The sequence below is a fragment of the Comamonas testosteroni genome, from assembly GCF_000761245.1.
In the GTDB taxonomy this organism is placed as follows: Bacteria; Pseudomonadota; Gammaproteobacteria; order Burkholderiales; family Burkholderiaceae_C; genus Comamonas; species Comamonas testosteroni_C.
In genome coordinates, this window is the sequence record NZ_AWOR01000048.1 from 91,139 (window position 1) to 112,621 (window position 21,483).

At 58.5% G+C, this 21,483-nt stretch carries 17 protein-coding genes and 1 pseudogene; 5 read left to right on the top strand and 13 right to left on the bottom strand.

Going from position 1 to position 21,483, the window contains the following annotated elements:
- Positions 1 to 118: 118 nt before the first annotated feature.
- From P353_RS14320 to P353_RS14375, 12 genes are all read right to left on the bottom strand, one after another.
- Entirely contained in the window at positions 119 to 2,167 is a 2,049-nt protein-coding gene (locus P353_RS14320; RefSeq protein ID WP_232776514.1) for a sensor domain-containing diguanylate cyclase, read from the bottom strand.
- Positions 2,168 to 2,442: 275 nt separating this feature from the next.
- A complete protein-coding gene (locus P353_RS14325; protein ID WP_034370538.1) occupies positions 2,443 to 3,081 on the bottom strand; it encodes a Crp/Fnr family transcriptional regulator in 639 nt (212 codons plus the stop codon).
- 398 nt (positions 3,082 to 3,479) lie between these two features.
- Positions 3,480 to 5,897, bottom strand: a complete 2,418-nt coding sequence (locus P353_RS14330; protein WP_232776515.1) for a TonB-dependent siderophore receptor — start codon at positions 5,895 to 5,897, stop codon at positions 3,480 to 3,482.
- A 266-nt stretch (positions 5,898 to 6,163) separates the two neighbouring features.
- Entirely contained in the window at positions 6,164 to 7,117 is a 954-nt protein-coding gene (locus tag P353_RS14335; RefSeq protein WP_034370545.1) for a FecR domain-containing protein, read from the bottom strand.
- 1 nt (position 7,118) lies between these two features.
- Positions 7,119 to 7,598, bottom strand: a complete 480-nt coding sequence (locus P353_RS14340; RefSeq protein ID WP_034370598.1) for a sigma-70 family RNA polymerase sigma factor — start codon at positions 7,596 to 7,598, stop codon at positions 7,119 to 7,121.
- A gap of 329 nt (positions 7,599 to 7,927) precedes the next feature.
- Positions 7,928 to 10,132 carry a TonB-dependent receptor gene (locus tag P353_RS14345; protein ID WP_034370548.1) on the bottom strand — a complete coding sequence of 735 codons (2,205 nt, stop codon included), beginning with the start codon at positions 10,130 to 10,132 and terminating at the stop codon, positions 7,928 to 7,930.
- A 99-nt stretch (positions 10,133 to 10,231) separates the two neighbouring features.
- The gene (locus tag P353_RS14350; protein WP_034370551.1) at positions 10,232 to 11,173 is read right to left on the bottom strand and encodes a siderophore ABC transporter substrate-binding protein; all 942 of its coding nucleotides are present in this window, start codon (positions 11,171 to 11,173) and stop codon (positions 10,232 to 10,234) included.
- On the bottom strand, positions 11,170 to 11,946 hold the full coding sequence (locus P353_RS14355; protein ID WP_034370552.1) for an ABC transporter ATP-binding protein: 777 nt from the start codon (positions 11,944 to 11,946) through the stop codon (positions 11,170 to 11,172). The genes P353_RS14350 and P353_RS14355 overlap by 4 nt, the downstream gene beginning before the upstream one ends.
- Positions 11,943 to 12,899 (bottom strand): iron chelate uptake ABC transporter family permease subunit, encoded by a 957-nt coding sequence (locus P353_RS14360; RefSeq protein ID WP_034370555.1) that lies wholly within the window; start codon positions 12,897 to 12,899, stop codon positions 11,943 to 11,945. Before P353_RS14360 ends, P353_RS14355 begins: the two co-directional genes overlap by 4 nt.
- Positions 12,899 to 13,840, bottom strand: coding sequence for an ABC transporter permease (locus tag P353_RS14365; RefSeq protein WP_034370559.1), 942 nt, complete (start codon positions 13,838 to 13,840; stop codon positions 12,899 to 12,901). Before P353_RS14365 ends, P353_RS14360 begins: the two co-directional genes overlap by 1 nt.
- The gene (locus tag P353_RS14370) at positions 13,840 to 15,609 is read right to left on the bottom strand and encodes an ABC transporter ATP-binding protein (protein ID WP_034370562.1); all 1,770 of its coding nucleotides are present in this window, start codon (positions 15,607 to 15,609) and stop codon (positions 13,840 to 13,842) included. The genes P353_RS14365 and P353_RS14370 overlap by 1 nt, the downstream gene beginning before the upstream one ends.
- Positions 15,603 to 17,297, bottom strand: a complete 1,695-nt coding sequence (locus P353_RS14375; RefSeq protein WP_420093388.1) for an ABC transporter ATP-binding protein — start codon at positions 17,295 to 17,297, stop codon at positions 15,603 to 15,605. The genes P353_RS14370 and P353_RS14375 overlap by 7 nt, the downstream gene beginning before the upstream one ends.
- Before the next feature lie 243 nt (positions 17,298 to 17,540).
- On the opposite strand from P353_RS14375, the gene P353_RS14380 reads away from it, so the two are divergent.
- The gene (locus tag P353_RS14380; RefSeq protein ID WP_034370568.1) at positions 17,541 to 18,182 is read left to right on the top strand and encodes a TetR/AcrR family transcriptional regulator; all 642 of its coding nucleotides are present in this window, start codon (positions 17,541 to 17,543) and stop codon (positions 18,180 to 18,182) included.
- Positions 18,183 to 18,249: 67 nt separating this feature from the next.
- Here P353_RS14380 and P353_RS14385 read toward each other — a convergent pair whose 3' ends face one another.
- The gene (locus tag P353_RS14385) at positions 18,250 to 19,017 is read right to left on the bottom strand and encodes an MSMEG_1061 family FMN-dependent PPOX-type flavoprotein (protein ID WP_080750541.1); all 768 of its coding nucleotides are present in this window, start codon (positions 19,015 to 19,017) and stop codon (positions 18,250 to 18,252) included.
- Between P353_RS14385 and P353_RS14390 the strand changes: the two genes are divergently transcribed.
- The 4 genes and pseudogenes from P353_RS14390 to P353_RS14405 form a co-directional block, all read left to right on the top strand.
- Positions 19,016 to 19,813, top strand: a complete 798-nt coding sequence (locus tag P353_RS14390) for an AraC family transcriptional regulator (RefSeq protein WP_034370570.1) — start codon at positions 19,016 to 19,018, stop codon at positions 19,811 to 19,813. The two genes, P353_RS14385 and P353_RS14390, sit on opposite strands and share 2 nt — an antisense overlap.
- 130 nt (positions 19,814 to 19,943) lie before the next feature.
- A pseudogene (locus P353_RS14395) lies at positions 19,944 to 20,378 on the top strand (tyrosine-type recombinase/integrase); the annotation flags it as partial.
- Between the two features lie 236 nt (positions 20,379 to 20,614).
- Positions 20,615 to 20,938 carry an ArsR/SmtB family transcription factor gene (locus P353_RS14400; protein WP_034370573.1) on the top strand — a complete coding sequence of 108 codons (324 nt, stop codon included), beginning with the start codon at positions 20,615 to 20,617 and terminating at the stop codon, positions 20,936 to 20,938.
- A gap of 46 nt (positions 20,939 to 20,984) precedes the next feature.
- Positions 20,985 to 21,483, top strand: a 499-nt coding sequence (locus tag P353_RS14405; RefSeq protein WP_034370576.1) for an arsenate reductase ArsC, incomplete at its 3' end; no start/stop codon positions are given.

The following is a 21,483-nucleotide window of genomic DNA, read 5'->3' on the forward strand; positions in this document are numbered from 1 at the left end:
CATCCATTTTTGTATACAAAGCAGCCGCAGAGCGTAACTCAGTCGGCCCCTTTGAGCAGCCAAGGGATTGCCCTCTAGGCTGTCATATCTGCCTTGAATTCAGCATGCGCAATCCGACTCAGACCGCTGCAGTCATCACTTCCACGCGATTGCGCCCTTTGCGCTTGGCGGCATAACAGGCCATGTCGGCTCCCTTGAAGGCGCTGGCCGCCGTGTGGTAGCTGGCATCCAGCAGCAACATGCCGATGCTGGCACTCAACATATAGCGCTGGCCCTGGTAGGAGCCCTCCCAGTCCTGGATGGCCATGCACAGCAGTTGCGCATGGCGCATTCCCTCCTCACGGCTGATTCCGGCCATGAGAATCGCAAATTCATCGCCCCCCACCCTGGCCACCCAGCCATGGGGTCGCACCGTGGACTCGATCAGGCGCGCAATATGGCCGAGCACCTCATCACCCACTTCACGCCCACCCTGGCGATTGACCTGAGAGAAGTGGTCCAGGTCTACATACAGCACGATGCCATGCGCCTTGGGCTCGCTCTGCGAACGGGCGATCACATTCGCGCCTCCCAAGCTCTCCAGATAGTCGGGAGTCGTATATTCGCGCAGCCATTCCTTGAGCCGCAGAGCAAAGGCCGTTCGGTTGGGCAGGCGGGTCAAGGGATCGTGCATGGCTTTCCAGCTCGATTGTTCGCGCAACTGCCGCTGCGTGGTCACATCCTCCAGCTCCCAGACCAGGTATTGACCATCCAGCGCCTTGCCCGACTGCTCCCAGGCCCTGTGCATGCGCTGCATGCTCTGACCGTGAATTCGCACCCATATCGGCCTTGCATCCTTGCGTACCAAGCAGACTTCGCTATCAAATTGTCCATAAGTATCCAGAGCCCGCCGAACCCGCCCCATCAGATCTTCATAGTCGGCATCGCTGGCACACAGATCGCGCACAGCCAGGCCCTGCATTTCCTGAGGCTGATAGCCAAGTACTCTGGCGGCCTGCATGCCCACACGCTGCACCGTTGAGCCATGCGTCACGATCAAACCTACGGGGGCATAGTCCATTAACGTCTGCAACTGCATCTGCAAATCACGCTCCAGCTCGCCATGCGCCTCATATCCACCGCCCAGGGCCTGCAATGCAGTGCGCAGGGTCTGGGCCTCTCCCCAGTCATGATCGGACAGGCCATGCCACCAGTTGCCCCTGCGGCTGGCCAGGTCCACTTCCAGCATCAGCCCGCGCCGAGAAGCCTGCTCTGCCGAGCGGAACAAGGCCGTCAGCGGGTAGGCGATCAGGCAAAGCACCGCCCCAAGCAGTCCAGCCAGTACCAGCAGGGCCGTGGCCAGCCAGCCCATCATCTTGACCGAGACTCCCGGCACCCATTCCTGAACGTTGCTGACTTTCAGCAAAGTCCATTGCGCCCAAGGCAGCGGCATGGCGCTCCAGAGTTGGTTGTTTCTCTGCTCACTGACCGCACCGGTCTGAGCCGTCTTGAGCCAAGCTTGATCCAGCCCGCGAGGCAGCGCAGCATCGCTCAAGGCAGGAGGCAATTGCCACTGCCCTTTGCTGCTGAGAGCCAGCGGACGCAGGTCACGGTCGATCAGCAGCAGCTGGCTCCCCGCTTCGGCAGAGGCAACTTCCAGCGAAAACAACACCGACAAAGGCGTCCGGTAGCTGCCGCCAAGAACGCCCTGCAACTTGCCTTGCAGATCACGCACCGGCACGACATTCTGAAACTCCAGCTGCAGGCCCTCATCACCGGGACGCACCCAGGCTTGAGTGATCGGCTTGCCCTCTGCCAATGACCGCTTGAGCACTTCACGCAGCGGCTCCTCAAGCTGTTCTGCGGCCAGCGCCTGCTCCTGATGCAAATTGACCAGCAACTGCCCTTTTCCATCAGCCAGTTGAAGTTGCTCATATTGCTGTGCCATGGAGGTGGGCTGCTTGAGCATGGCCTCCAGTGACTCCTGAGAATCATGCATATGGCCCGCCAGCACAGAGGACAGACTATGCAGGGGTTTTTGCTGCTGCTCGACTCTGAAGGCCAGCGAACGAACCGCGTATTCCAACGCTTTGGTCTGCGCCGGCAGCGCTCCGTCCATGACCGCCCGGCGCAGGGAATAAGCCACCCAGCCCGCAGCGCCAGCTCCAACCAGCAGCACTGCAATCATGGCAACAAGCACCATGCTGCGCAGCATGGGGCCCGGGCCTCTGCGTATCCGCCCAGACTGTGGCGCGGCAGCAACCTCCTCTGGCTGCGAGGGCGCAACCCATGGCGGCTCTGCTTGCATGGAGAAGACAGCATCTGACATGGGCCTCAATATAGAGAGCCGATGTCTGCAACCCAACGAGAGGAAACCCCGGAGATTGTCGACAAATGCTACGCCGCAAGCTCCTGCTCAGAGCAAAAGCCAAGCGCTGCATGGCCTGCAACCCGGCCCGGTATTTACCCCAGCGCCAGCACCTCCAGTGCGCCGGGCTTGGGTAATTCAATGACATTGCCTCGCCCGGCAATCAGCCCATGCTCTCGCAACTGCCTGAGCACGCGCGAGAATGTTTCCGGCGCAATACCCAGTTGCGCTGCAATCAGGCGTTTGCGTGCCTTGAGGGTGACATGCAGGGCATTGCCATTTCCCCCCGGACTCGCATGGTTCAGCAGCCACTGGGCGCAGCGAGCTTCGGCATCCTGAGCCAGGCGACTGACCGCCAGCTCGGTCTGCGAGCAATAGGCCTTGGCCAGATCTTTGAGCAAGTGCTGCACGGCAGGTGCAAGCTCCGCCACAGAGCTTAGAAAGCGCGCCAGCGGAATGACGTAGATGCGCCCAGCCGTCTGTGCCTGCATATCGAGGCAGGAAGGACGCTCTTGCAGCGCAAAAGCGGCATCCAGCCAGGTCGGCCCTTCCACCTGCCCCAGTTGATGGCGCATGGCCGACTCCTGCCCTACCCCGAGCATCACGCTGCCGCTTTCCAGATACAGCACTGAATCGAGGGGTTGGCGACGTAGCCTGAGCCAAGAGCCTGGAGCGAAGCTCTCAGGCTGCCCAAACGTGGAAGCGATTTGCGACATGGAGGGCATGGTGAACATATGCGCCACACTGTGCCGGGCTTTGCCCCGGCTCATATTGAGCCAAGTCAACAAGCCAGGCCGGCCAGCAAAAAGGGCCGCAACCGAATCTGCGGCCCTTTGGAGCTGACAAGTCGATACTCCAGATCGACGACGTAAGCACAATTCAGCCCCCGGAAACAGACACGTCCAGGCGCCTCATATCGCAGCATCTTTTTGCCCGTCGACCATGGGTTGCCGATAGCTGTCATTCCTTACCGGACGCGGGAGGTCAGCTAAAGGCACCAGACTTTCAGGGAACGCTGTCAAGAATACGGCAAGCAGCAGCCGCAGTGCCTCGACGTCAAAACAGCTCAATCAGATCAGGCGCTGCTGCCGCAAATCATCGCCATTCGTCGATCGACTTGTATGACGCGTATCTACCAAGTGTGCGCATAGCTGACTCGCAGCACAGTGCCCGCTGCAGGGAGGCGGCTGGTGTTGTTGTTATTGCGAAGCAACTGGCTGTATAGCGGGAAGTAGTTGCGGTTGAGCAGGTTTTCCACACCGACCGATACGCGGTTCTTGGAATCGATTTTCCATTGGCTGATCAAGTCCACTGTGGTGTAGCCTCTGGTGTCATAGCGCCCAAAGCTGGTCTTGCCATCCAGGCGGTAATCCTTGGAGGCATATGCGCTTGCCTGGATGCGGTGGCTCCAGCTGGCATTGGGACGGTATTCCACATATGCAGTCAGTTTGAGGGGCGGAATACGATAGCCCGTCATGTCCTGATAAAGGCTTGAGCCCTGCGGCAACTCACGCCCTTTCATCCAGGTAAAGCTCCCACCGCTGCTCCAGCGGTCATCGTCGCTGAAGTAGTCGAGGCCACCTTCGATCCCCCGGATTTTTTCTTTGGTTCGCAGCAGCGTGAGTCCGTTGTTGAAGCTCTGCACGGCACCGAGATCCGAGCGCGATTGAAAGACTCCCAGGTTGGCAATGACATTGGAAAACTTCCCGCGCCAACCGACCTCTACGGTATCTGTTTTGACAGCCTGCAGGTTGGAATTTCCGATATTGAAGCCCGCTGTGGCATTGCGTACCACGACCCCGATATCCGGTAGCTCAAAGCCCTGGCTGTAGGACGCATAGAACTCGTGTCCCTTGGTAGGCGCAAAAACTGTGCCCAGGTTGTAAGTCCATGAACCATATTTAACGGTACCGCCAGCCACGGACTGAGGACTGGGCAATTTCGATTGCGACAAAGGGGTGAAGTCGTTGAAGCTGGCCTGAGCTCGGTCGTAGCGCGCTCCGCCCTCCACAGACCACTGATCGTTGAATTTGTGTTGCAACTGGGCAAAGGCGCCAATGCTTCGGGTCGTGACCTGAGGCATATAGATCAAGCGGCCAATCTTGTTGAACACCAGACCTCCACTGGCGTCATAGGCCTTGGGATCAAAGATATCGATCGGCATGTCGGTGCGCTCGTGATTGAAGTCCGCCCCCCAGATCAGCAAGGTGTTCTTCTCTTGTCCGAGAGGTGTTTTGATGGTCAGGCGACCACCGAACACGTCGGAGTTCTGCATGGACTGATCGACGTTGGCCCCTCGCACAGGAACGGCGCGTGCGTCGAAGGGCGCAAAGCGCGTATAGAAATCCCGGTAATAGAGTTGAGCCGCCAAGGCGCTGCCTGCGAGATCGCGGTTCTCATAGTCAAGACCCAGCATGGTGTTCTTGATCTGGTTTTGATCTGCAAGTACCAAGCCCTTGATAGGCCTGGCTGCAGCCGAGCCTGCTGGCAAGCGGGCCACTGACGCATCCGATGCATAGTCGGTGTCCTGGCTGGCGTTGTAGTGGCTCGCGGAGAATTGGAGCCGTTGATTTGCGTCCAGCTTGAAGCCGATCTTGGCGGACGCGTTGTAGATATCGGAGTCGAACAAGTCTCCCTGGCTAGGCTCGGGTGCAATGCGGCTCCCCTTGGCATCGAAAGAGCCTCCGACATGCTTGGCACCCAGGCTGACGGAATAGTCGACCACATCGCCGCCGCCAGAAAGATAGTGCTGGACTTCGGCTCCAAGCCCGGCGCCTCTGAGTTTGGACAGCGGTGCAGATCCCGTCACGACGGTCTCTGCTTTGGTCTCGCCCGAGGGGCGTTTGGTGCGCACTGAGATGATGCCGCCTGCAGCACCGCTGCCGTAGATGGCGCTGCTGCCGCGAAGCACCTCGATCTGTTCGATGTCCGCAGGGTTGATGTTGGCGAGATTTCTGGATGAGTCGCGATTGGTGTTCAGTGGAACCCCGTCCACAAGGACAAGCATGTTGCGGCCGCGCAGAGTCTGCCCATAGTCGGTGATTGTGTGGCTGGAATCTGCCATACCAGGGACGACTTTGCTGAGCATGGTTGCCAGACTGTCGGAGCCTTGCCGAAGTTGCTGAACTTCTTCACCTTCAAGAATACTGACCTGCCGAGACGGTGCAACGAGATTATTCTGGGTACGTGCCGTCACCGTAACGGCGGCAAGCTCGGGAGAGCCTTGGTCGCTGGCGGGCACGGAAGCACTGCTCTTTTGTTCGTTGGATGCCTTCGTGGTCCCCGGTACTTCCAGTGCATAGTTGCCTTCACTTAGGCGACGTGCACTCAGTCCCGAGCTTTCCAGCAAATGTGCAAAACCACTATCGACGGTATGGAAACCAGACAGGCCGGGAGTGCGCTTGTCCTTGAGCTTGCTCAGATCCATGCTGAGATTGATGCCCGCCTGAGCAGCAAAGTCCATCAGTGCGGGACCGAGCGGGCCAGCAGATACCTGATAGGACTTCTGCGCAGGACTGGTAACCGGATCTGCAGCATAAGCCTCTGGCATGTGCAAACCGATGGCGGCTGTGCCGACGATGGCAACAAAAATTCCTCCGACTGCCGTTGCGACTGGGTGCTGTCGCGTCGCTTTGGCGTTCCTGTTGAGTTTCCGGACGTATTTTTCAGACATCTTCTCAATCCTCTTGGCTGTCAATAAACGGGTCTTGATGCACTTGACAGGCGAGATTGAAAAACAGGACAGCGATTTAACAGAGTCATCGCTCCAGCCTGAATTTCGGAGGGCAGCATGCGAGAACCGGATCCTGAGAAACTTCAGGAACGCGTGACGGTTATCCAGTAACGGGTGCGTTGCTGCCTATGGATTGGCATGGTCCGAGCCAGCAACTCGAGAATACGATCTGTATCGCGCAAATGGAATGTGCCGGACACGAGCAGCTCAGCAGCACTTGGATCGCAGCGCAGGATTCCTTCGCGATAGCGCTGCAGCTCCTCCAGGAAGTCAGCCAAGCGCATGTTCTCGGCATACAACACACCCCGAGTCCAGGCATCGGCGTGGGATGGCAGCGAGGTGAAGGCCCCCGCCTTGTAAGCATCGAAGTTCACTTGCTCGCCAGCCTGCACGACAAGGGATTGCCTGGAATGCGCAGGCATTACCTGCACCGCGCCTTGCAGCACCGACAGCGTCGTGCTTCGCGCATGCTTTCGAACGATGAATTTGGTGCCCAGTGCCTGCAGCCGCCCATCGGCAGTCTGGACAACAAAGGGCAAAGTCTTGTATTCGCTCAGGTGTGCGGTTTCCACCAGAATCTCACCAGCAAGATGCTGGATCAGACGTTCTTTGCCATCGAACTGAACGCTTATTGCAGAAGCCGTATTCAACAGCACCTGACTGTTGTCGGCCAAGGTCAGTTCGCGTCGTTCGCCTGTTGCTGTTCTGAAGTCCGCATTCCAGATGTGCCATGGCAGATAGCGGCATGAGAACCAGCCAAGCATTGGAGTTGCCAGAGCGAGTGCCGATGCGCGCAGAATCTGCCGGCGATTTCCTGCAGCACGTGGACGATCCAGAACGGCCATGCCGACTGCCGAGGGAACACTATCCATTCGGAATTTCAGTTGCTCTATGCGTTGCCAGATTTCCTCGTGAGTTGCACTGCGGCTGCGCCATCGAGCAAGCTCGGCCTGCTCTGCTTCGCTGAAGTCCGATGCATGCCGGCGAGCCAGCCATTGAGCGGCCTCATCGAGAATGCTTGCATCGATTGCACTCATTTCAGGCATCCAGCATCACGCGCAGGCATTGCCGGAAGCCTTGCGCCATATAGCGGGTGACCGTACGCACGCTTACTTGCATCTGCGTGGCAATCTCCTCATAAGCAAGCCCTTCGAGCTGCGAAAGCAGGAATGCAGTGCGAACTTTCGTCGGAAGCTCTCCCAGCAACGCGTCCAGCTCCTCCAGGGTCTCCAGCAAGATGGCTCGAGCCTCTGCGGAGAGCGCGGTGGCTTCAGGCAATAGCTGCAAGGAGGCAAGATATGCCTGTTCGAGCGAGCGGCGTTCCAGGTGATTGATCATCAATCGCCTGGCGACGGTTGTCAGATAAGCCCTGGGCTCTCTGATGTCTTCGATTGCTTGCGTTCTGGAAGTTGTCCAAATGCGCGTGAATGTGTCCTGCGCAATGTCTGCCGCATCGCAGCGGTCACCGAGCTTGCGCTGCAGCCAGGAGATCAGCCAGCGGTTGTGCAGTGTGTACATGCTGCCAAGTGCTTCACTGGCGATGCTGTTGGCGTGGGTGGGCACCGAAGTCTCTCGTGCATTGGAAATGCAACGATTCTACATAAATGATACCCATTCTCACTTATTGGAAAGCCCCACCGTCCAGCGAGAACAGCCCTCTGCCAGGCCAAACTCGGTCCATCCGAGCGTCATTGCAGACATGAAAAGCGGCCGCGCAGATGCATCAGCTGCGCGGCCGTCGTCAAAGGATCTCGGATCCGTATCTGCTCGGAATTAGCAAGAGCGTCGTCCACCTGGAGACCAGAGGCCTGGCTGCAAACTCCAGCACCCCTTCCAGCACACCCGCGTCAGAAGTCAACCGTTGCCGACAGTGCAAACGTACGCGGCGCCCCCAGTGCCAAGCTGGACAGCAGTGGCATGCCCCAATAGGCCTTGTTGGAAACGTTCAGCACCGTCGCGCGAAACGTGACTGGGTTGCCGGCGACCTTGGTTGCATAGCGTGCACCGAGGTCGTAGGTCACACGACCTGCCGCCCAAAGGCTGTTGTCCGCACTGATATATTGCTTGGACACCGCCGTTGCATTACCCGTAACAGTCAGCCCGGCAATGGCAGGAACATCCCATTCAGCACCCAGTTTCCCTTGCAGCTTGGGTACACCCGTGGCGACTTTGCCCTGATTGACGCCGCCTGCGGTCTGCGTCAGCTTGGGGGCGGTGTAGGCAATCCCGCCCATCATGCGTACGCCACGCAGCGGTGATCCCCAGAAGCCCCATTCGATGCCGCGATTGCGCTGCTCTCCGCCGAACGAGAAGATATTGGTGACCGGGTCCGTATAACTGCTGGGGCGTGTGATCTCGAACAGACTGAGCGTGTGCGCGAATTCCCCCAGATCAAGTTTGACACCCACTTCTTTTTGCTTGGTCTTGTAAGGCGCAAATACTTCGCCCGCATTCGCCGCGGTCATTGGTGCGGTTGCGCCCTGGCTCAGGCCTTCGATGTAATTGGCATAGGCCGAAACATGCTCCGTCGCCTTGAACAGCAATGCTGCAGCAGGCGATGTGGCGCTTTGGTCATATCGCGAAGTGCGCGCCCCCGTGGTGATACTGAAGGCGTCGCTGACCACTTGCTGGCGGCGCACACCCAGGGTGAGTTGCACACGATCTTCGGCAAATGACATGGTGTCCGCCAGGCCATAGCTGCTAAGGCGCACCTCGGTGTGCGAGATGTGCGGCGCAACAAAGGGCGCTTCCGGTCCCCAGACCGGGTTGTAGAGGTTGGTGGTCCAGTCTGCACCCGGCACGCTGCGGCGACCATAGTCGTCCTGCTTGTGAGCGTAGTGCGTTGCATTAAGCGCCCATTGATGCTTGATGGCTCCGGTTTGGAGCCTTCCCTTGAGACCAATTTCGGCCGAACGCTTTTTCTGCTCGAAGGCTAGCTGTCCCATGGCGGTCTTGAAATCGCCCGCAGCGTTGAGCACCTGAGCCGACATCGCCCCGTTGTATTCATAGTCGGTTTTGCTGACGCCGAAGGCCGCGTAGGCCATTACCTGATCGTTGACATCGAATTCACCGCGCACCATCGCAGCCTTGTCCTGGTTGTGCACATGCGACCAGTTGGGGTTCAGCAAGGTCTCAGGCTTGGGCGGCCTGGGAATGGCTACGCCCGGAGCCAGACTGATGCCGCGTGTCACGCCGTTCACGCGGTCATCGCTGGTGTAGAAGTCGGCGGAGATCCGGGCTCGATCGCCGCGCCAGTCAAGGCCCAGCGATGCAAGCCTGGATTTCTTGTCCTGCTGGTTTACCGCCCCTTCACCTCCACGGTAAACACCATTGAAGCGGATGCCGAACTGCTTGTCTGCGCCAAACCTGCGCCCCAGATCAATATGGCCGCCAAACTGCGAATCCGACATATAGGTGGTAGTCAGCCGCGTGATGGGATCGCTGGCAGCGCGTTTGGGAACCAGGTTGACGGAGCCCCCCACTGATCCTCCGGGGGGCATGCCATTGAGCAATGCGGACGGTCCTTTGAGGACTTCGATGCGCTCGAACATCTCCGGCGTGGTGCGGTAGTAAGGAGCCATGCCGTAGAGACCGCCCAGCGTCATGTCGGAGCTGCTGGAAGAGAAGCCGCGAATCGAGTAGTTCTCGCTCCATGACGCTGCAACCCCATTGCTGAACACCGTGGGATCGGTGGCAGAGATCACATCGGTAATGGTCTGCGCCTGACGATCCTGCGTGAACTTTTCCGTATAGCTGATGGTGTTGAAGGGCGTCTCCATGAAGTCCTTGTCTCCCAACAGACCGACACGAGCGCCGGAATTGACCTGGCCCCCCGCATAGGGAGCGGTGACGGGAGCGACTTTTTCTTGCACGGTGACCTGTGGCAGCGTGGCCTCGGCCTCGCTGGTTTGCACTTGGGCGTGCGCCGCTCCCGCCAACTGGCTGCCCATGGCCAGTCCCAGCAGCACATAGGGGCACATCACGCTACGCCGGCGCGCAAATGGAGGAGTCGTCAGAGAGTTTTGTGAAATGAGACCTGGGTTCTTGGGCATACCCGATTCCTGTCGATATATGGCATGACGTTTGTGCATCGCATGCTGAATAGAACTGCTGGCTGGGTATGAACCTGGCTACGACAAATAAAGAAGCAATCAGCGCGAATAGCCCTTGAGCACATCGCTAAACAACAGCTTCAGTGAGCTTGGGCTGGCGCCTGTGGTGTACCAGGCATCTGCATCGACAAACACCACGCGCCCGTTCTTCCAGGCCTTGGTCTGGCGCAGCAAGGGATTGGCAATGCCATCGGCATTGATGACGGGGCGGCGCTCCATCACCGCAGTGCGATCCACCACATACAGGATCTCCGGATCCGCCTGCTGGATGAATTCGCTGGAGATGGGTTGCCCGTGCAGACTGGTTTCCAGCGCCGAGCTTGCGGGCTTCACGCCCAGCGCGCTGAACACAAAGCCGTAACGCGATTGCAGACCGAAGGAGCTGAAAGCTCCGTTGTTGTGCAACACGATCATGGCCCGCTCTGGCCGACCTTGCGTGATGCGCCTCACCTGTTGAACCTGTGCATCCAGCTCTGCAGCCTTGGCGCTGGCAAGCCCTTCCCTGTTGAATATGCGGCCCAGGGTCAGCAGATGATTCTTGACGACTTCGATATGTCCCTTCTCGCTGTTCTTGAAGTCCACCTCGTAGTACAAGGCGGGGGCAATTTCAGTCAGCTCCTCGTATTTGCCGGCCTGCAGCGATGTCATCAGGATGAGATCCGGCCGCAGCGCGTGCACACGCTCCAGATTGGGCTGTACGATGGCTCCGAGGTCCTGCACCTTGGCGTCGCCCTTGTACTTGGCGAGGAAATGGGGAACGTAGTCCTTCACCATTCCTGCAACGGGCACGCCAAGCTGGTCGAGGAAGTCCACCTCGTTCATCTCCAGCGCCGCCACACGCTGCGGCAGACGCTTGATAAGCGTAGTGCCCAGTTTGTGACGGATGGAAATAGGTTCATAGGCGTGAGCCATTCCGGGCGCAGAGGACAAAGCCGCCATGCCGGCAACAGAGAGCAGGAGTTGCCTGCGCAACGAATTCATGAGTGATCTTCCCTGGATGTGAAGTAATTGCAGAAACAGCCACGCTGATTGCGCGTGATCTCGAAATCCAGCTCGTACAGATCGGCCATGCGCGTCTCGGTCACCACGTCCTGAGCGGGGCCGCAAAAGCGCAGTGCTCCGTTCTTGAGCGCGACTATGTGGTCCGAGTAATTGACCGCAAAGTTGATGTCGTGAATCACCAGAATCACGGTGCGGCCCTGCTCGTCGCAGAGGCGACGCAGCGCGCGCATGATCTGTACGGCGTGCCTCATGTCGAGGTTGTTGAGTGGCTCGTCAAGCAGCAGCACATCTGTCTGCTGCGCAATCGTCATTGCGAGAAATGCCATCTGCCGCTGGCCGCCACTGATCTCATCGATGAAAGCGTGACGCAGCGACTCCAAAGACAGAAAGGCGATTGCCTCATCCATGGCTTGGCGGTCCTGAACAGTCAGCGCACCACGGCTATGCGGGAAACGTCCAAAAGCGACCAGCTCTTCCACCGTCAGGCGCATATTGAAGCCGGGGGCCTGACGCAGCGTGGCAACATGCCGTGCGTATTCGGCAACGGGAATTCGGCTGACGTCACGTGCTTGCCACTGAATCGCACCGCTGCTGGGCTCCAGCAAGCGCGCCATCAGCATGAGCAGCGTGGACTTGCCCGCACCATTGGGTCCGATCAGCGATGTGACGCGCTGAGCAGGAAACTCCACGCTCACGTCTGACAGCACCGCCCTGCCGCCATATTGTTTGGAAAGATGGTTGACACCCATCATGCTGCACCCCGTTTGCGCACAATCAGTGCCATGAAATACACACCGCACACCAGATTCACCAGAATGCTGACGGTGGTCTTGTAGTTGAAAACATGCTCAACCAGCAGTTGAGCGGCAAGAAAAATGGCAATGGCAACCGCACACCCCAGAGGCAGCGTGACGCGGTGGCGTGCATGCGGCACCAGGGCATAGACGATGTTGGCCACAAAGATGCCCATGAAGGCCGTGGGCCCCACAAGGCTGGTGGACAGCGCCACCAAAATGGCGATCAGTGCCAGGTAGAGCTGCAAATACCTGCCATGCGGCACGCCCAGAGAAATGGCCTGCTCACGCCCCAGAGCCAGCACATCCAGCACCGCCAGCGTCTTGCGGACCACGGCACAGGCGACCGCCACTGCAATGGCGGCATAGAGCAAAGTCTGCGGCTTGGCACGATTGAAGGATGTGTAGCTCACGCCCTGAAACACTGCAAACTCGCCGGGGCTGATGCGCAGCTGCACAAACTGGGTGAACGTCCCGATCACCATGGTCAGCACCAGACCGAGCAGCAGCAGCACATAGACATCATTGCGGCCGCGGCGCAACAGCCACCATTGAAGTGCCCATGAATAGGTCAGCATCAACAACACGGAGACGAGGAAATTCCCGTGTACGCCAAGCATGCTCAAGCCATGTGTACCCAGCAGCAACAGCAGCATGGCCTGCCACAGCAGATACACGGCCTCGTAACCCATGATGGAAGGCGTCAGAATGCGGTTGTTCACCAGCGCCTGAAACACTATGGCCGACACAGCCACGCAGATGCCGCCAATGACAATCGACGCAAGGCGTACAAGGCGCTTGGGGATCACATAATCCATATCCAGTCCGGAGCCCAGCAGCACAAAAGCAAGCGCCAGGAGCGCAATCGACAGCGCGGCGAACCAGCAGGTCTTGGTCAACGACATGCGCATCAGCGAAGCCCCCGCACAATCAGCGCCAGGAACATCACACCGCCCACCGCACCGGCAGTAAGGCCGATAGGCACCTCGAACGGGTACATCACCAAGCGGCCTGCAATGTCGCAGGCCAGCAGCAGGGATGCACCTCCCAAAGCCACCAGTGGCAATGTGCGTCGCAAGTTCTCACCACAGCGCATGGCAACCAGCTGGGGCACAACAAGGCCCACAAACGGAATCGCCCCCACGGCAATCACCGTGGCAGAAATCGTCAATGCCACCAGCACCAAACCGACGACGGCCGTGGCTGCATAACCCAGGCCCAGACTCGTGGCCATGTCTTCGCCCATGCCCAGCACAGTAAAGCGGTGCGCATACAGATAGGCCAGCATCACCACCGGCAAAATGATGTAGAGAATCTCGTAATGGCCTTGCACCACGCGGGAAAAGTCACCCAGCAACCAGCCTTGCATGCTTTGCAGGATGTTGTGGCTGTATGCATAGAACTCGGCAATAGAGGTGAGCACGCTGCCGTACATCAGACCGACAACGGGCACCAGCACCAGATTGCGAAACTGGATGCGTCGGATCACGGCAATGAACAGCAGACTTGCCATCAGGCAGAACACCAGCGCAAACAGCATCCGGCTCAGGGTGCCCGCAGCAGGCATCACGGTAAGCGCCACCAAAATACCGAGCTTGGCCGCATCCAGCCCTCCCGTGGTGCCCGGCTCCACGAACTTGTTGCGCACGATGTGCTGCAGGATCACGCCGCACACCGACAGACCCGCCCCCGTAAGCACCAGCGCCGCCAAACGCGGCAAGCGGCTTGCAGTCAGGGTGAGCCAGGCATCGCCGGAGAATGAGAGCAGATCCGACCACACCATCTGCCGCGCCCCCAGCAGCACGGACGCCACGCACAGCACAGCAAATACCAACAACCAACGCTTGCGCATTACACGGCATCCCCGGACATTTGCACTGCGTCCATGCGCCAGCCTTTGGCAGCGCGGCTCTGCGCAAGAAATTGGGCATAGCGACCCTGCCTTGCCCTTAGCTGCGCAGGTGATCCGCTCTCTACTACGCCGCCGCCTTCCAGCACCACAATCTGATCGGCCATGGCAATGGTGGAGAGCTGGTGTGCGATCACGATGAGCGTGCGCTGCCCCTTCAGCCGTGCAAGTGTTTGAGCGATGATGGACTGGTTTTCTGCGTCCAGCGCAGCAGTGGCTTCGTCCACCAGCAAGATGGGAGACTCCTTGATCAAGGCCCGGGCAATCGCAATGCGCTGGCGTTCGCCACCGGAAAGGCGTGCACCGTTGTCGCCCACCATCGTCTGCACCCCGTCTGGCAATCGCGCAATGACTTCATCAAGCCCGGCCTGCTGCGCAGCTTGCAGAACTTGCGCATCGCTGGCGTCCGATTTGCCAATGCGGATGTTGTCGGCAATGCTGCCGCAAAGCAGATAGCTATCCTGAAAGATCTGACTGATTTTCCCGGCCAGTTGCGCATCACCAATGTCACGGACATCCACGCCTCCGATCAAGACCTCGCCCTGCGTGGAATCGAAGAAACGGGCGATCAATCGCATCACCGTGGACTTGCCGGAACCAGATGCACCTATCAGCGCCGTCATGCTGCGCGGCGGCACATGTAGGCTCACACCGTGCAGCACTTCATCAGCAGACCCCGGATATTGAAACCGCACATCACGCAACTCCACGCAAGAATCGCCAACAAGAGTTGCCTGCTTCGGTTGCGGCAGCGGCTGCACGGCAAATAGCTCCTGTACTGCTTGCAGCTGCGAGCCTGCACTTCTAAGCACTTCTGCGTAGCCGGCGATTTCCTGCAAGGGCTCGATAAAACGCACCACAAGCAATAACGCAACCGTCAAGGCAATGATGTCCGCTGTGGGCAAAGAGCCACCGGACGCTGCATTCAAACCGGATATCGCGACCACCAGCAGCACGGCAAAGATCAGCTGTACGGTCCATACACAGAATACGGAGGACAGCGATGACAACACCACCAGCCGCAGTCCGGATTGACGTTGCTCGGTGATGGCCTGCTCCAGAAAGCGTGTGCTGCGGCCATCGCCGCTGAACGCGCGCAGCACGGATTGGGCCTGTGCGAACTCCACCACACGCTGACTGGCTTGGGCAAAGTCACGCTGGAAAGCTGCGTTGGCGCGCGCCGACATCGACGAGGTCAATGCGAACGATCCTGCAAGCAATGGCAGCGCAATCAACGCTGTGAGCCCCAGGACCGGACTCACAACCACAAGTGCCACCAACACGATCACGGCCGTGGCCGCACCACTGATGAGTGGAGTGAAAACATGCGCTGGCAATTGCGCAATGCCCATCATCCCCTGCGTCACCACATGGCCGATGCGTGCGGTATTTTTGGGCGTATACCAGCCAATGGGCAGGCTCGCCATATGCAGGCCCAGGCGATGGCGTCCGCTTTGCAGAACCGCCACGCCGACACGGATACCCGCCTGCTCCACGACACGCCTGGCAATCCATGACAGCAGCACACCCAGCAGCAGCACGCATAGCCAGCCCATGGCTGCACGCCAGTCACCTTGCAACCAATGCGTCAGCAACGGTTGCAGCGCCGCCATCGTCAGACCACACAGCACACCGTAGGCAACAGCCATCCATGCGTAGCGGCGCAGCAGGCGTGCATCATCACCCAGCAACTTCAAAAAGGTCTTCAGCATGGCAGCTCACTCTTTGGCATCGGGCTGGCATAAGCACCAAGCTGCCACAGCCGCGCATAGAGACCGTCTTGAGCCAGCAGTTGCGCATGTCTGCCTTGCTCGGCAATCTCTCCATCGCGCAGCACCACAATGCGATCCGCATGCACGATGGTGTCGAGCCGGTGTGCAATCACCAGCAAGGTTCGCCCGCGTGCAAAGCGCGAAAGTGCGTCCTGAATGAAAGCTTCGCTTTCCACGTCTGCAGATGCGGTAGCTTCATCCAGCACGAGAATGGGCGGATTCAGCAGCACTGCCCGGGCAATGCTCAGGCGCTGGCGTTCGCCACCGGAGAGCTGCGCATCCTCGCCCACCACGGAGTCGTAGCCACGCGGCAACGCCAGAATGCGATCGTGGATGTGGGCCGCGCGGGCTGCGGCCTCGATTTCCTCAATAGTGGCCGATGGACGGGCCAGCGCAATGTTCTCGCGCACACTGGCGTGAATCAGCTGCACTTCCTGCAGCACAAAGCCAATGCGTTGATACAGGGTTGTGCTGGTGATCTGCCGCAAATCGACTCCACCCAGAGTGATGCGCCCTTGTACGGGATCGAAAAACCGCAACAGCAAACGTGCCAGCGTGGATTTTCCGGAACCCGAAGGGCCGACCACGGCCGTGACGGTGCCGGGCTGCATGTCGAAGCTGATGCTGGACAGCACCTGATGCTCTGCCGCATACGCGTAACCCACTTGCTCGAAACGCACTGCATTGCCTTCAGGATGCGATGGCAGCCCCGGCGCCGGTTGCGGCAGCACCGGAGTGTCCAGCAATGCCAGCACGCGCTGAGCCGCACCGGTAGCACCTTGCAGGTCATGCAGCAAGGTATGCAAAAGCAAAAGCGGCGCACAAATACCAGGCGCAACGAGTGCGAACGGCAATACATCAAGAGGCTGCATCCAGCCCATGGCGACAAACGCAGCGCCACAAGCCAGCACCACACCGAGTACGGTCACAGGCGCAATCAATGCATGCGCACGAGCCATGGAGATCACCAGCGGGCGAGTGAAATCCGTAAATGCACTGGCGAATCCATCCACAGCATCTCTGTAACCGGCGTGGACCGGACTCGCTCCACCAAAGGCCTTGATGACGGGAATCCCGCCCGCGAACTCCACCGTAGCGCTGTTGATCCGCCCCAGCCGTGCAACGAACTCCTGCATGTGCCCATTGCTGGCTTTCATTGCGCGCTTGAGAAAAACGAAGAATCCGGGAAATGGCAGCAACGCAAAGATCGCCATGCGCCAATCCAGCACAAACAGATAAATCACTGTAATCACAATCGCCCCGGCCGCACGCCCCACGGCGGTATAGAAATGCGCCGTCAGGCTGTGCAGCGTCGCGATATCGTCCTGCAGCGCCTGCTTGACCTCCCCCGAAGCGCGGGCAGTAAACCAGCCCAAGGGCACTTGCGACAGCCGCTTGATTACAGCAATGCGCAGATCGTAAGTGAGGCGGTTGTCTGCCAGGTGCGCGATCAGCTCGGCGACGATCACCAAACCCATGCCCACGAACATGCACAGCACTCCGACAGCGATGCTGCCCCATATGCCACTCAAGTCATCAAGCAAGGCTTGCTTGACGATATGTGCGATGACTGCCAGTGGCACCAGCGTGAACATGGTGCCAACCGCAGCGCTCAGACCAGCAATCATCAAGCGCCCGCGAACAGGCGCGAATATCCGAGCGATCGGCTGCGCGGGTTGGGCAGCAACTGCAAGCGATTCAGAGGTAGACATTCGATAGGGAAGAAAGCTATCTCTCACGAAGATGCGAACGAGAAGCTAGATGCGAATTAGTTTCATGATAATAAACTAATTCAAAACGCTTCAAGCAATAGGTCTACGACAAGTAATGTGAATCGCCGACAATCTCGCCCAGAGACTGAGAACAAGCGTATGCCCCACACACCCAAACCCTCGACTCGTGGGAGACCACGCTCCATCACCAGAGAGAAAATTGCAGACGCCGGAATTTCCATCGGCCTTCCTGGCATTACGTTCGTCGGCGTTGCCGCTGCACTGGGCGTCAGCCACATGGCGCTCTACAAGCATGTGCCAAGCCTGGAAGCACTCAAACACCTGATTGCAGAAGAAATCTTCAAGCGCTGGGAGTTGCCGCAGGCAACAAGCCCGCAGCAGATAGGCCTCGAGGAATACCTCATGAGGTTCACTGCGTCCACACGCCAGTTCGTAAAAGCGCACCCCGGCGTCACTCCCTTCGTGATTCGCCGCCTGGTGGCCACACCGGCCATGCTGGAGAAGATCAGCGCCCATCAGGCCCATATTGCACAGGCCTACGGCATCACCAAGGAACAATCACGCTGGCTGCTCTCCACCGTGACCTTCTTTTGCATCTCTGCAGCAGACACGGTGTATTCCGCAGCCCGCCTGGAGCCGCTTGAGGAAGCGGACTGGCAACTGCAAGAGGCAGAAATGGAGGCAGAACTGATTGAGGGAACTCAAGCCTTGATAGCAGGAGCCCTGGGGCTACTCGAAAGCAGGCCAGACCCCAAGATCGGCGCTCGCATAAACAAGTAATTCGAGTCCGGCGAGACCGCAGGGCATGCGTCAGAGATGGGCAGAAATAGAGCGAAGCTGTGAGCGCTCAATAAAGCTCAGTTCTTACGGCACTTGAGTAGCGCTCATTTGCGTGAACGATCTGTTCTGATGTGAATTGAGCGTCACCCTGCAATTGGGCCAGGCCAGCCATCACGTCTCCGACTGTAGGCAGATGATTGGGGTCCAGATGACTCTCGTCGCGCCACAACCGGGCGCGATTGATGGCTCGTCCACAGTGGAACAACACTTCATCGATCCGAATCACTATTGCAGTTTTTGGCACCTTGACCCCTTCTCGCAACTCTTGCATCAAGTCACCATCTGATGAAACTCGACCGCGCCCATTGATTCGCAAAAAGGTTTCCAGACCAGGGAAGAGAAACAGCATCGCCAACCGGTCGTCATTCTGAAGATTGCGCAACGAGGCAATGCGATTGTTGCCGGGCCAGTCCGCAAAAACCAAGGTACGTGCATCCAGTACCCGCACGAAGCCGGGAGGGCCTCCGCGTGGCGATGCATCCAAGCCATTCCCATCTCCCGTGGCAAGACAGAAAAACGTAGCTTTAGCCAAATATTCCTTGTGGAAATCCATCAAATGATCGAGAACCGCTTTTTGAATTCGCTCCGTCGGGCTCGCGTATAGCCGATTCAAATCAACTGCATCTGACTGACTGCTCTTGTGCAACCCTTGATCCGCCGAGTCTTTTGATGAAGGCACGTGAAACTCCTGTGTTTGAGGAAAGTTGCAAGCGTAGGCCCAGGCGATATGGCGGCTGTAGAATTTATCAGCCATTAGATAACTCAAAGCCGCCATGTCTGATCTCATGCATCTGTTGGGCCCATATATGGACTCTCCTGACGGGCCCAGTGTTGTAGCAGCCACTCGGATGCTGGAGAGTGAACTCTCTTCCGAGATGCATCAGCATGCACGCGGTCAATTGTTTGGCTCAATCAAAGGCTTGATCTCCGTGCAGGTCGATGGCGGTCTCTGGGTGGTGCCGGCCATACATGCCGTTTGGCTCCCTCCCCATCATGCTCACGCGGGGCGCTCCTTCGGCCCCTACCATGGCTGGAGCGCCTATGTGGCAGAAGCCGCATGCGCCAATTTGCCGGCACAACCCTGCATCATCAGGGTATCGGGCCTGCTGCGCGAAGCGGTGCTGCGTATTGCCAGCTCCATGCCGCAAGCCTCCGATCTATCGAGTCAAGCACAATCACATATATGCGCTGTGGTTCTGGATGAGATCAGAAGCCTGCCGGTTGAGGAGTTTGGCCTGCCCATACCAGCGGATGCGCGTCTGCAGCGTATTGCCAAAGCGTTGATAGCCAATCCTGCCGACGAGCGCAACATCGATGACTGGGCAAATTTCGGAGCCATCAGCTCGCGCACTCTCAGTCGCAGGTTTGTCAGCGAGACGGGGTTTAATTTCACGGCTTGGCGCCAGCGCGTACGCCTGCTGCGATCACTTGAAATGCTGGCCGAAGGCACAAGCATTACAGCCATCGCACTGGATCTCGGCTATGCCAGTATCAGCGCTTACATCAGCCTGTTTCGCCGGACCTTCGGTGAAACGCCGGCATGTTATCGATCACGCTTGAAAGCCGTTTAGCGGCGATCAGTTGAGCCCCCCTGCCCTAGGCAGACTTCGCACTCTCATTGCCTGCAATCGACTCGCTCAACACCGCATCACCGAAGCTTGAGTGCTGAGTTTCAATAAACGGCGCTCGCAAGGAACGCTTCATGGCGACCAGATGGCGACGTACGCCATCGTCATGCAGCACAAGACGCAGCGTCCGGTCCAGTTCGAGATCACACAGGCAGCGCGGAACGTCTTGCAGGCGTGGATCAAGCAAGCAAGCCCGAAGACCGAGGACTTCCTGTTTCCCAGCCGGCTGCACGAATCACCTTATTGGGGCACCAGAGCGCACGCGCGGATCCTCGGGCACTGGGTTGAAGAGCTCGGCCTTGACCGAGCCAAGTACGGCACCGAGTACGCCACCGAGTACCGCACGCACTCTATGCGCTGGACAAAGGCAACGCCGATCCAGCGGCGCACCAAGAACCTTAGGGCGACTCAACTGCTTCCAGGACACTCCAAGCTTGAGTCGGCCGTGAGATACCTCGGTATTGAGGTCGATGATGCCCAGGAAATCTCGCAGCAGACGGAAATCTGAAGTGCACGATGGCGGCCGCACCAGCGCAAGCTCGGCTCGGCCGCCCTGAACGGCAGCCATCTGATGTCAGGGCAGGCTGGAGATTCCGGCCAGAACAGCGACAGCCGCAAACGGCCAGAAGCAGTCACTTGGTGTTGGACTCCACGAGCTGTCATGGGTAGCCAGCCGTTGTAGTGCAGTGCCCACTTTTTGCGCAACTCTATTCATCAATTCAACAGTTGATGTATTATTTAAGAATGCAAGAAGCAAACGTCATCCGCTCACTCTCCGCTCTGGCCCACGAGGCCAGATTGCGCGTATTTCGCGCCCTTGTTGTGGCTGGTCCTGAAGGCCTGACACCTAGCGCATTAGCTGAGCAGCTAGGCATCGCGCCGAATGCACTGTCGTTTCATTTGAAAGAGCTTTTTCATGCCGACCTGGTCACTCAGGAGCGCCAGGGCCGAAACGTGCTCTATCGCGCGGCCTTCCCCGTGATGAACGATCTGTTGGCATATCTCACGGAGAACTGCTGCCAGGGCACGGTTTGTACCGATGACGCCGTTGCGTCATGCCAGTGCTAAGCGTTGCTGCAACCTTTTTCCATCCCGAAGTCCCACTGCCAAAACCATGTCTGACAACAAAGCTCCCTTGAACGTCCTGTTCCTGTGCACTCACAATTCGGCACGCAGCATCTTGGCCGAGGCCTTGCTCAACGATATGGGCCAAGGCCGTTTTAAAGCCTATTCGGCGGGCAGCAGCCCCCGCGAGAATCAGCAACCCAATCCGCTTGGGCTGCAAGTGCTGCAAAAGGCTGGTGTCTCGGTAGATGGTTTGCGCAGCAAGAGCTGGGACGAATTTGCTGTGCCTGGCGCGCCGCACATGGACCTGATCATCACCGTGTGTGACAACGCCGCTGGTGAAGTGTGTCCGTTTTGGCCTGGTCATCCCGCCACAGCGCATTGGGGCTACCCGGACCCCTCGGAAGGCGAGGCCCCTGACGAAGCAAAGTTGGAAGCCTTCCGGCAGACGATGCACATGATTCGCCGTCGCCTGGAGCTATTGGTGAACCTCCCGGTACAAAAGCTGGAGCAGGCAGTGCTGCAGTCCACGGCGCGTGAACTCTCTT

Excerpts from the sequence above, each read along its gene's own strand:
- P353_RS14320 (WP_232776514.1), bottom strand. The coding sequence starts at position 2,167 with ATGATTGCAGTGCTGCTGGTTGGAGCTGGCGCTGCGGGCTGGGTGGCT.
- P353_RS14325 (WP_034370538.1), bottom strand. The coding sequence starts at position 3,081 with ATGTTCACCATGCCCTCCATGTCGCAAATCGCTTCCACGTTTGGGCAG.
- P353_RS14330 (WP_232776515.1), bottom strand. The coding sequence starts at position 5,897 with ATGCCAGAGGCTTATGCTGCAGATCCGGTTACCAGTCCTGCGCAGAAG.
- P353_RS14335 (WP_034370545.1), bottom strand. The coding sequence starts at position 7,117 with ATGAGTGCAATCGATGCAAGCATTCTCGATGAGGCCGCTCAATGGCTG.
- P353_RS14340 (WP_034370598.1), bottom strand. The coding sequence starts at position 7,598 with ATGTACACACTGCACAACCGCTGGCTGATCTCCTGGCTGCAGCGCAAG.
- P353_RS14345 (WP_034370548.1), bottom strand. The coding sequence starts at position 10,132 with ATGCCCAAGAACCCAGGTCTCATTTCACAAAACTCTCTGACGACTCCT.
- P353_RS14350 (WP_034370551.1), bottom strand. The coding sequence starts at position 11,173 with ATGAATTCGTTGCGCAGGCAACTCCTGCTCTCTGTTGCCGGCATGGCG.
- P353_RS14355 (WP_034370552.1), bottom strand. The coding sequence starts at position 11,946 with ATGATGGGTGTCAACCATCTTTCCAAACAATATGGCGGCAGGGCGGTG.
- P353_RS14360 (WP_034370555.1), bottom strand. The coding sequence starts at position 12,899 with ATGCGCATGTCGTTGACCAAGACCTGCTGGTTCGCCGCGCTGTCGATT.
- P353_RS14365 (WP_034370559.1), bottom strand. The coding sequence starts at position 13,840 with ATGCGCAAGCGTTGGTTGTTGGTATTTGCTGTGCTGTGCGTGGCGTCC.
- P353_RS14370 (WP_034370562.1), bottom strand. The coding sequence starts at position 15,609 with ATGCTGAAGACCTTTTTGAAGTTGCTGGGTGATGATGCACGCCTGCTG.
- P353_RS14375 (WP_420093388.1), bottom strand. The coding sequence starts at position 17,297 with ATGATTGCTGGTCTGAGCGCTGCGGTTGGCACCATGTTCACGCTGGTG.
- P353_RS14380 (WP_034370568.1), top strand. The coding sequence starts at position 17,541 with ATGCCCCACACACCCAAACCCTCGACTCGTGGGAGACCACGCTCCATC.
- P353_RS14390 (WP_034370570.1), top strand. The coding sequence starts at position 19,016 with ATGTCTGATCTCATGCATCTGTTGGGCCCATATATGGACTCTCCTGAC.
- P353_RS14385 (WP_080750541.1), bottom strand. The coding sequence starts at position 19,017 with ATGGCGGCTTTGAGTTATCTAATGGCTGATAAATTCTACAGCCGCCAT.
- P353_RS14400 (WP_034370573.1), top strand. The coding sequence starts at position 20,615 with ATGCAAGAAGCAAACGTCATCCGCTCACTCTCCGCTCTGGCCCACGAG.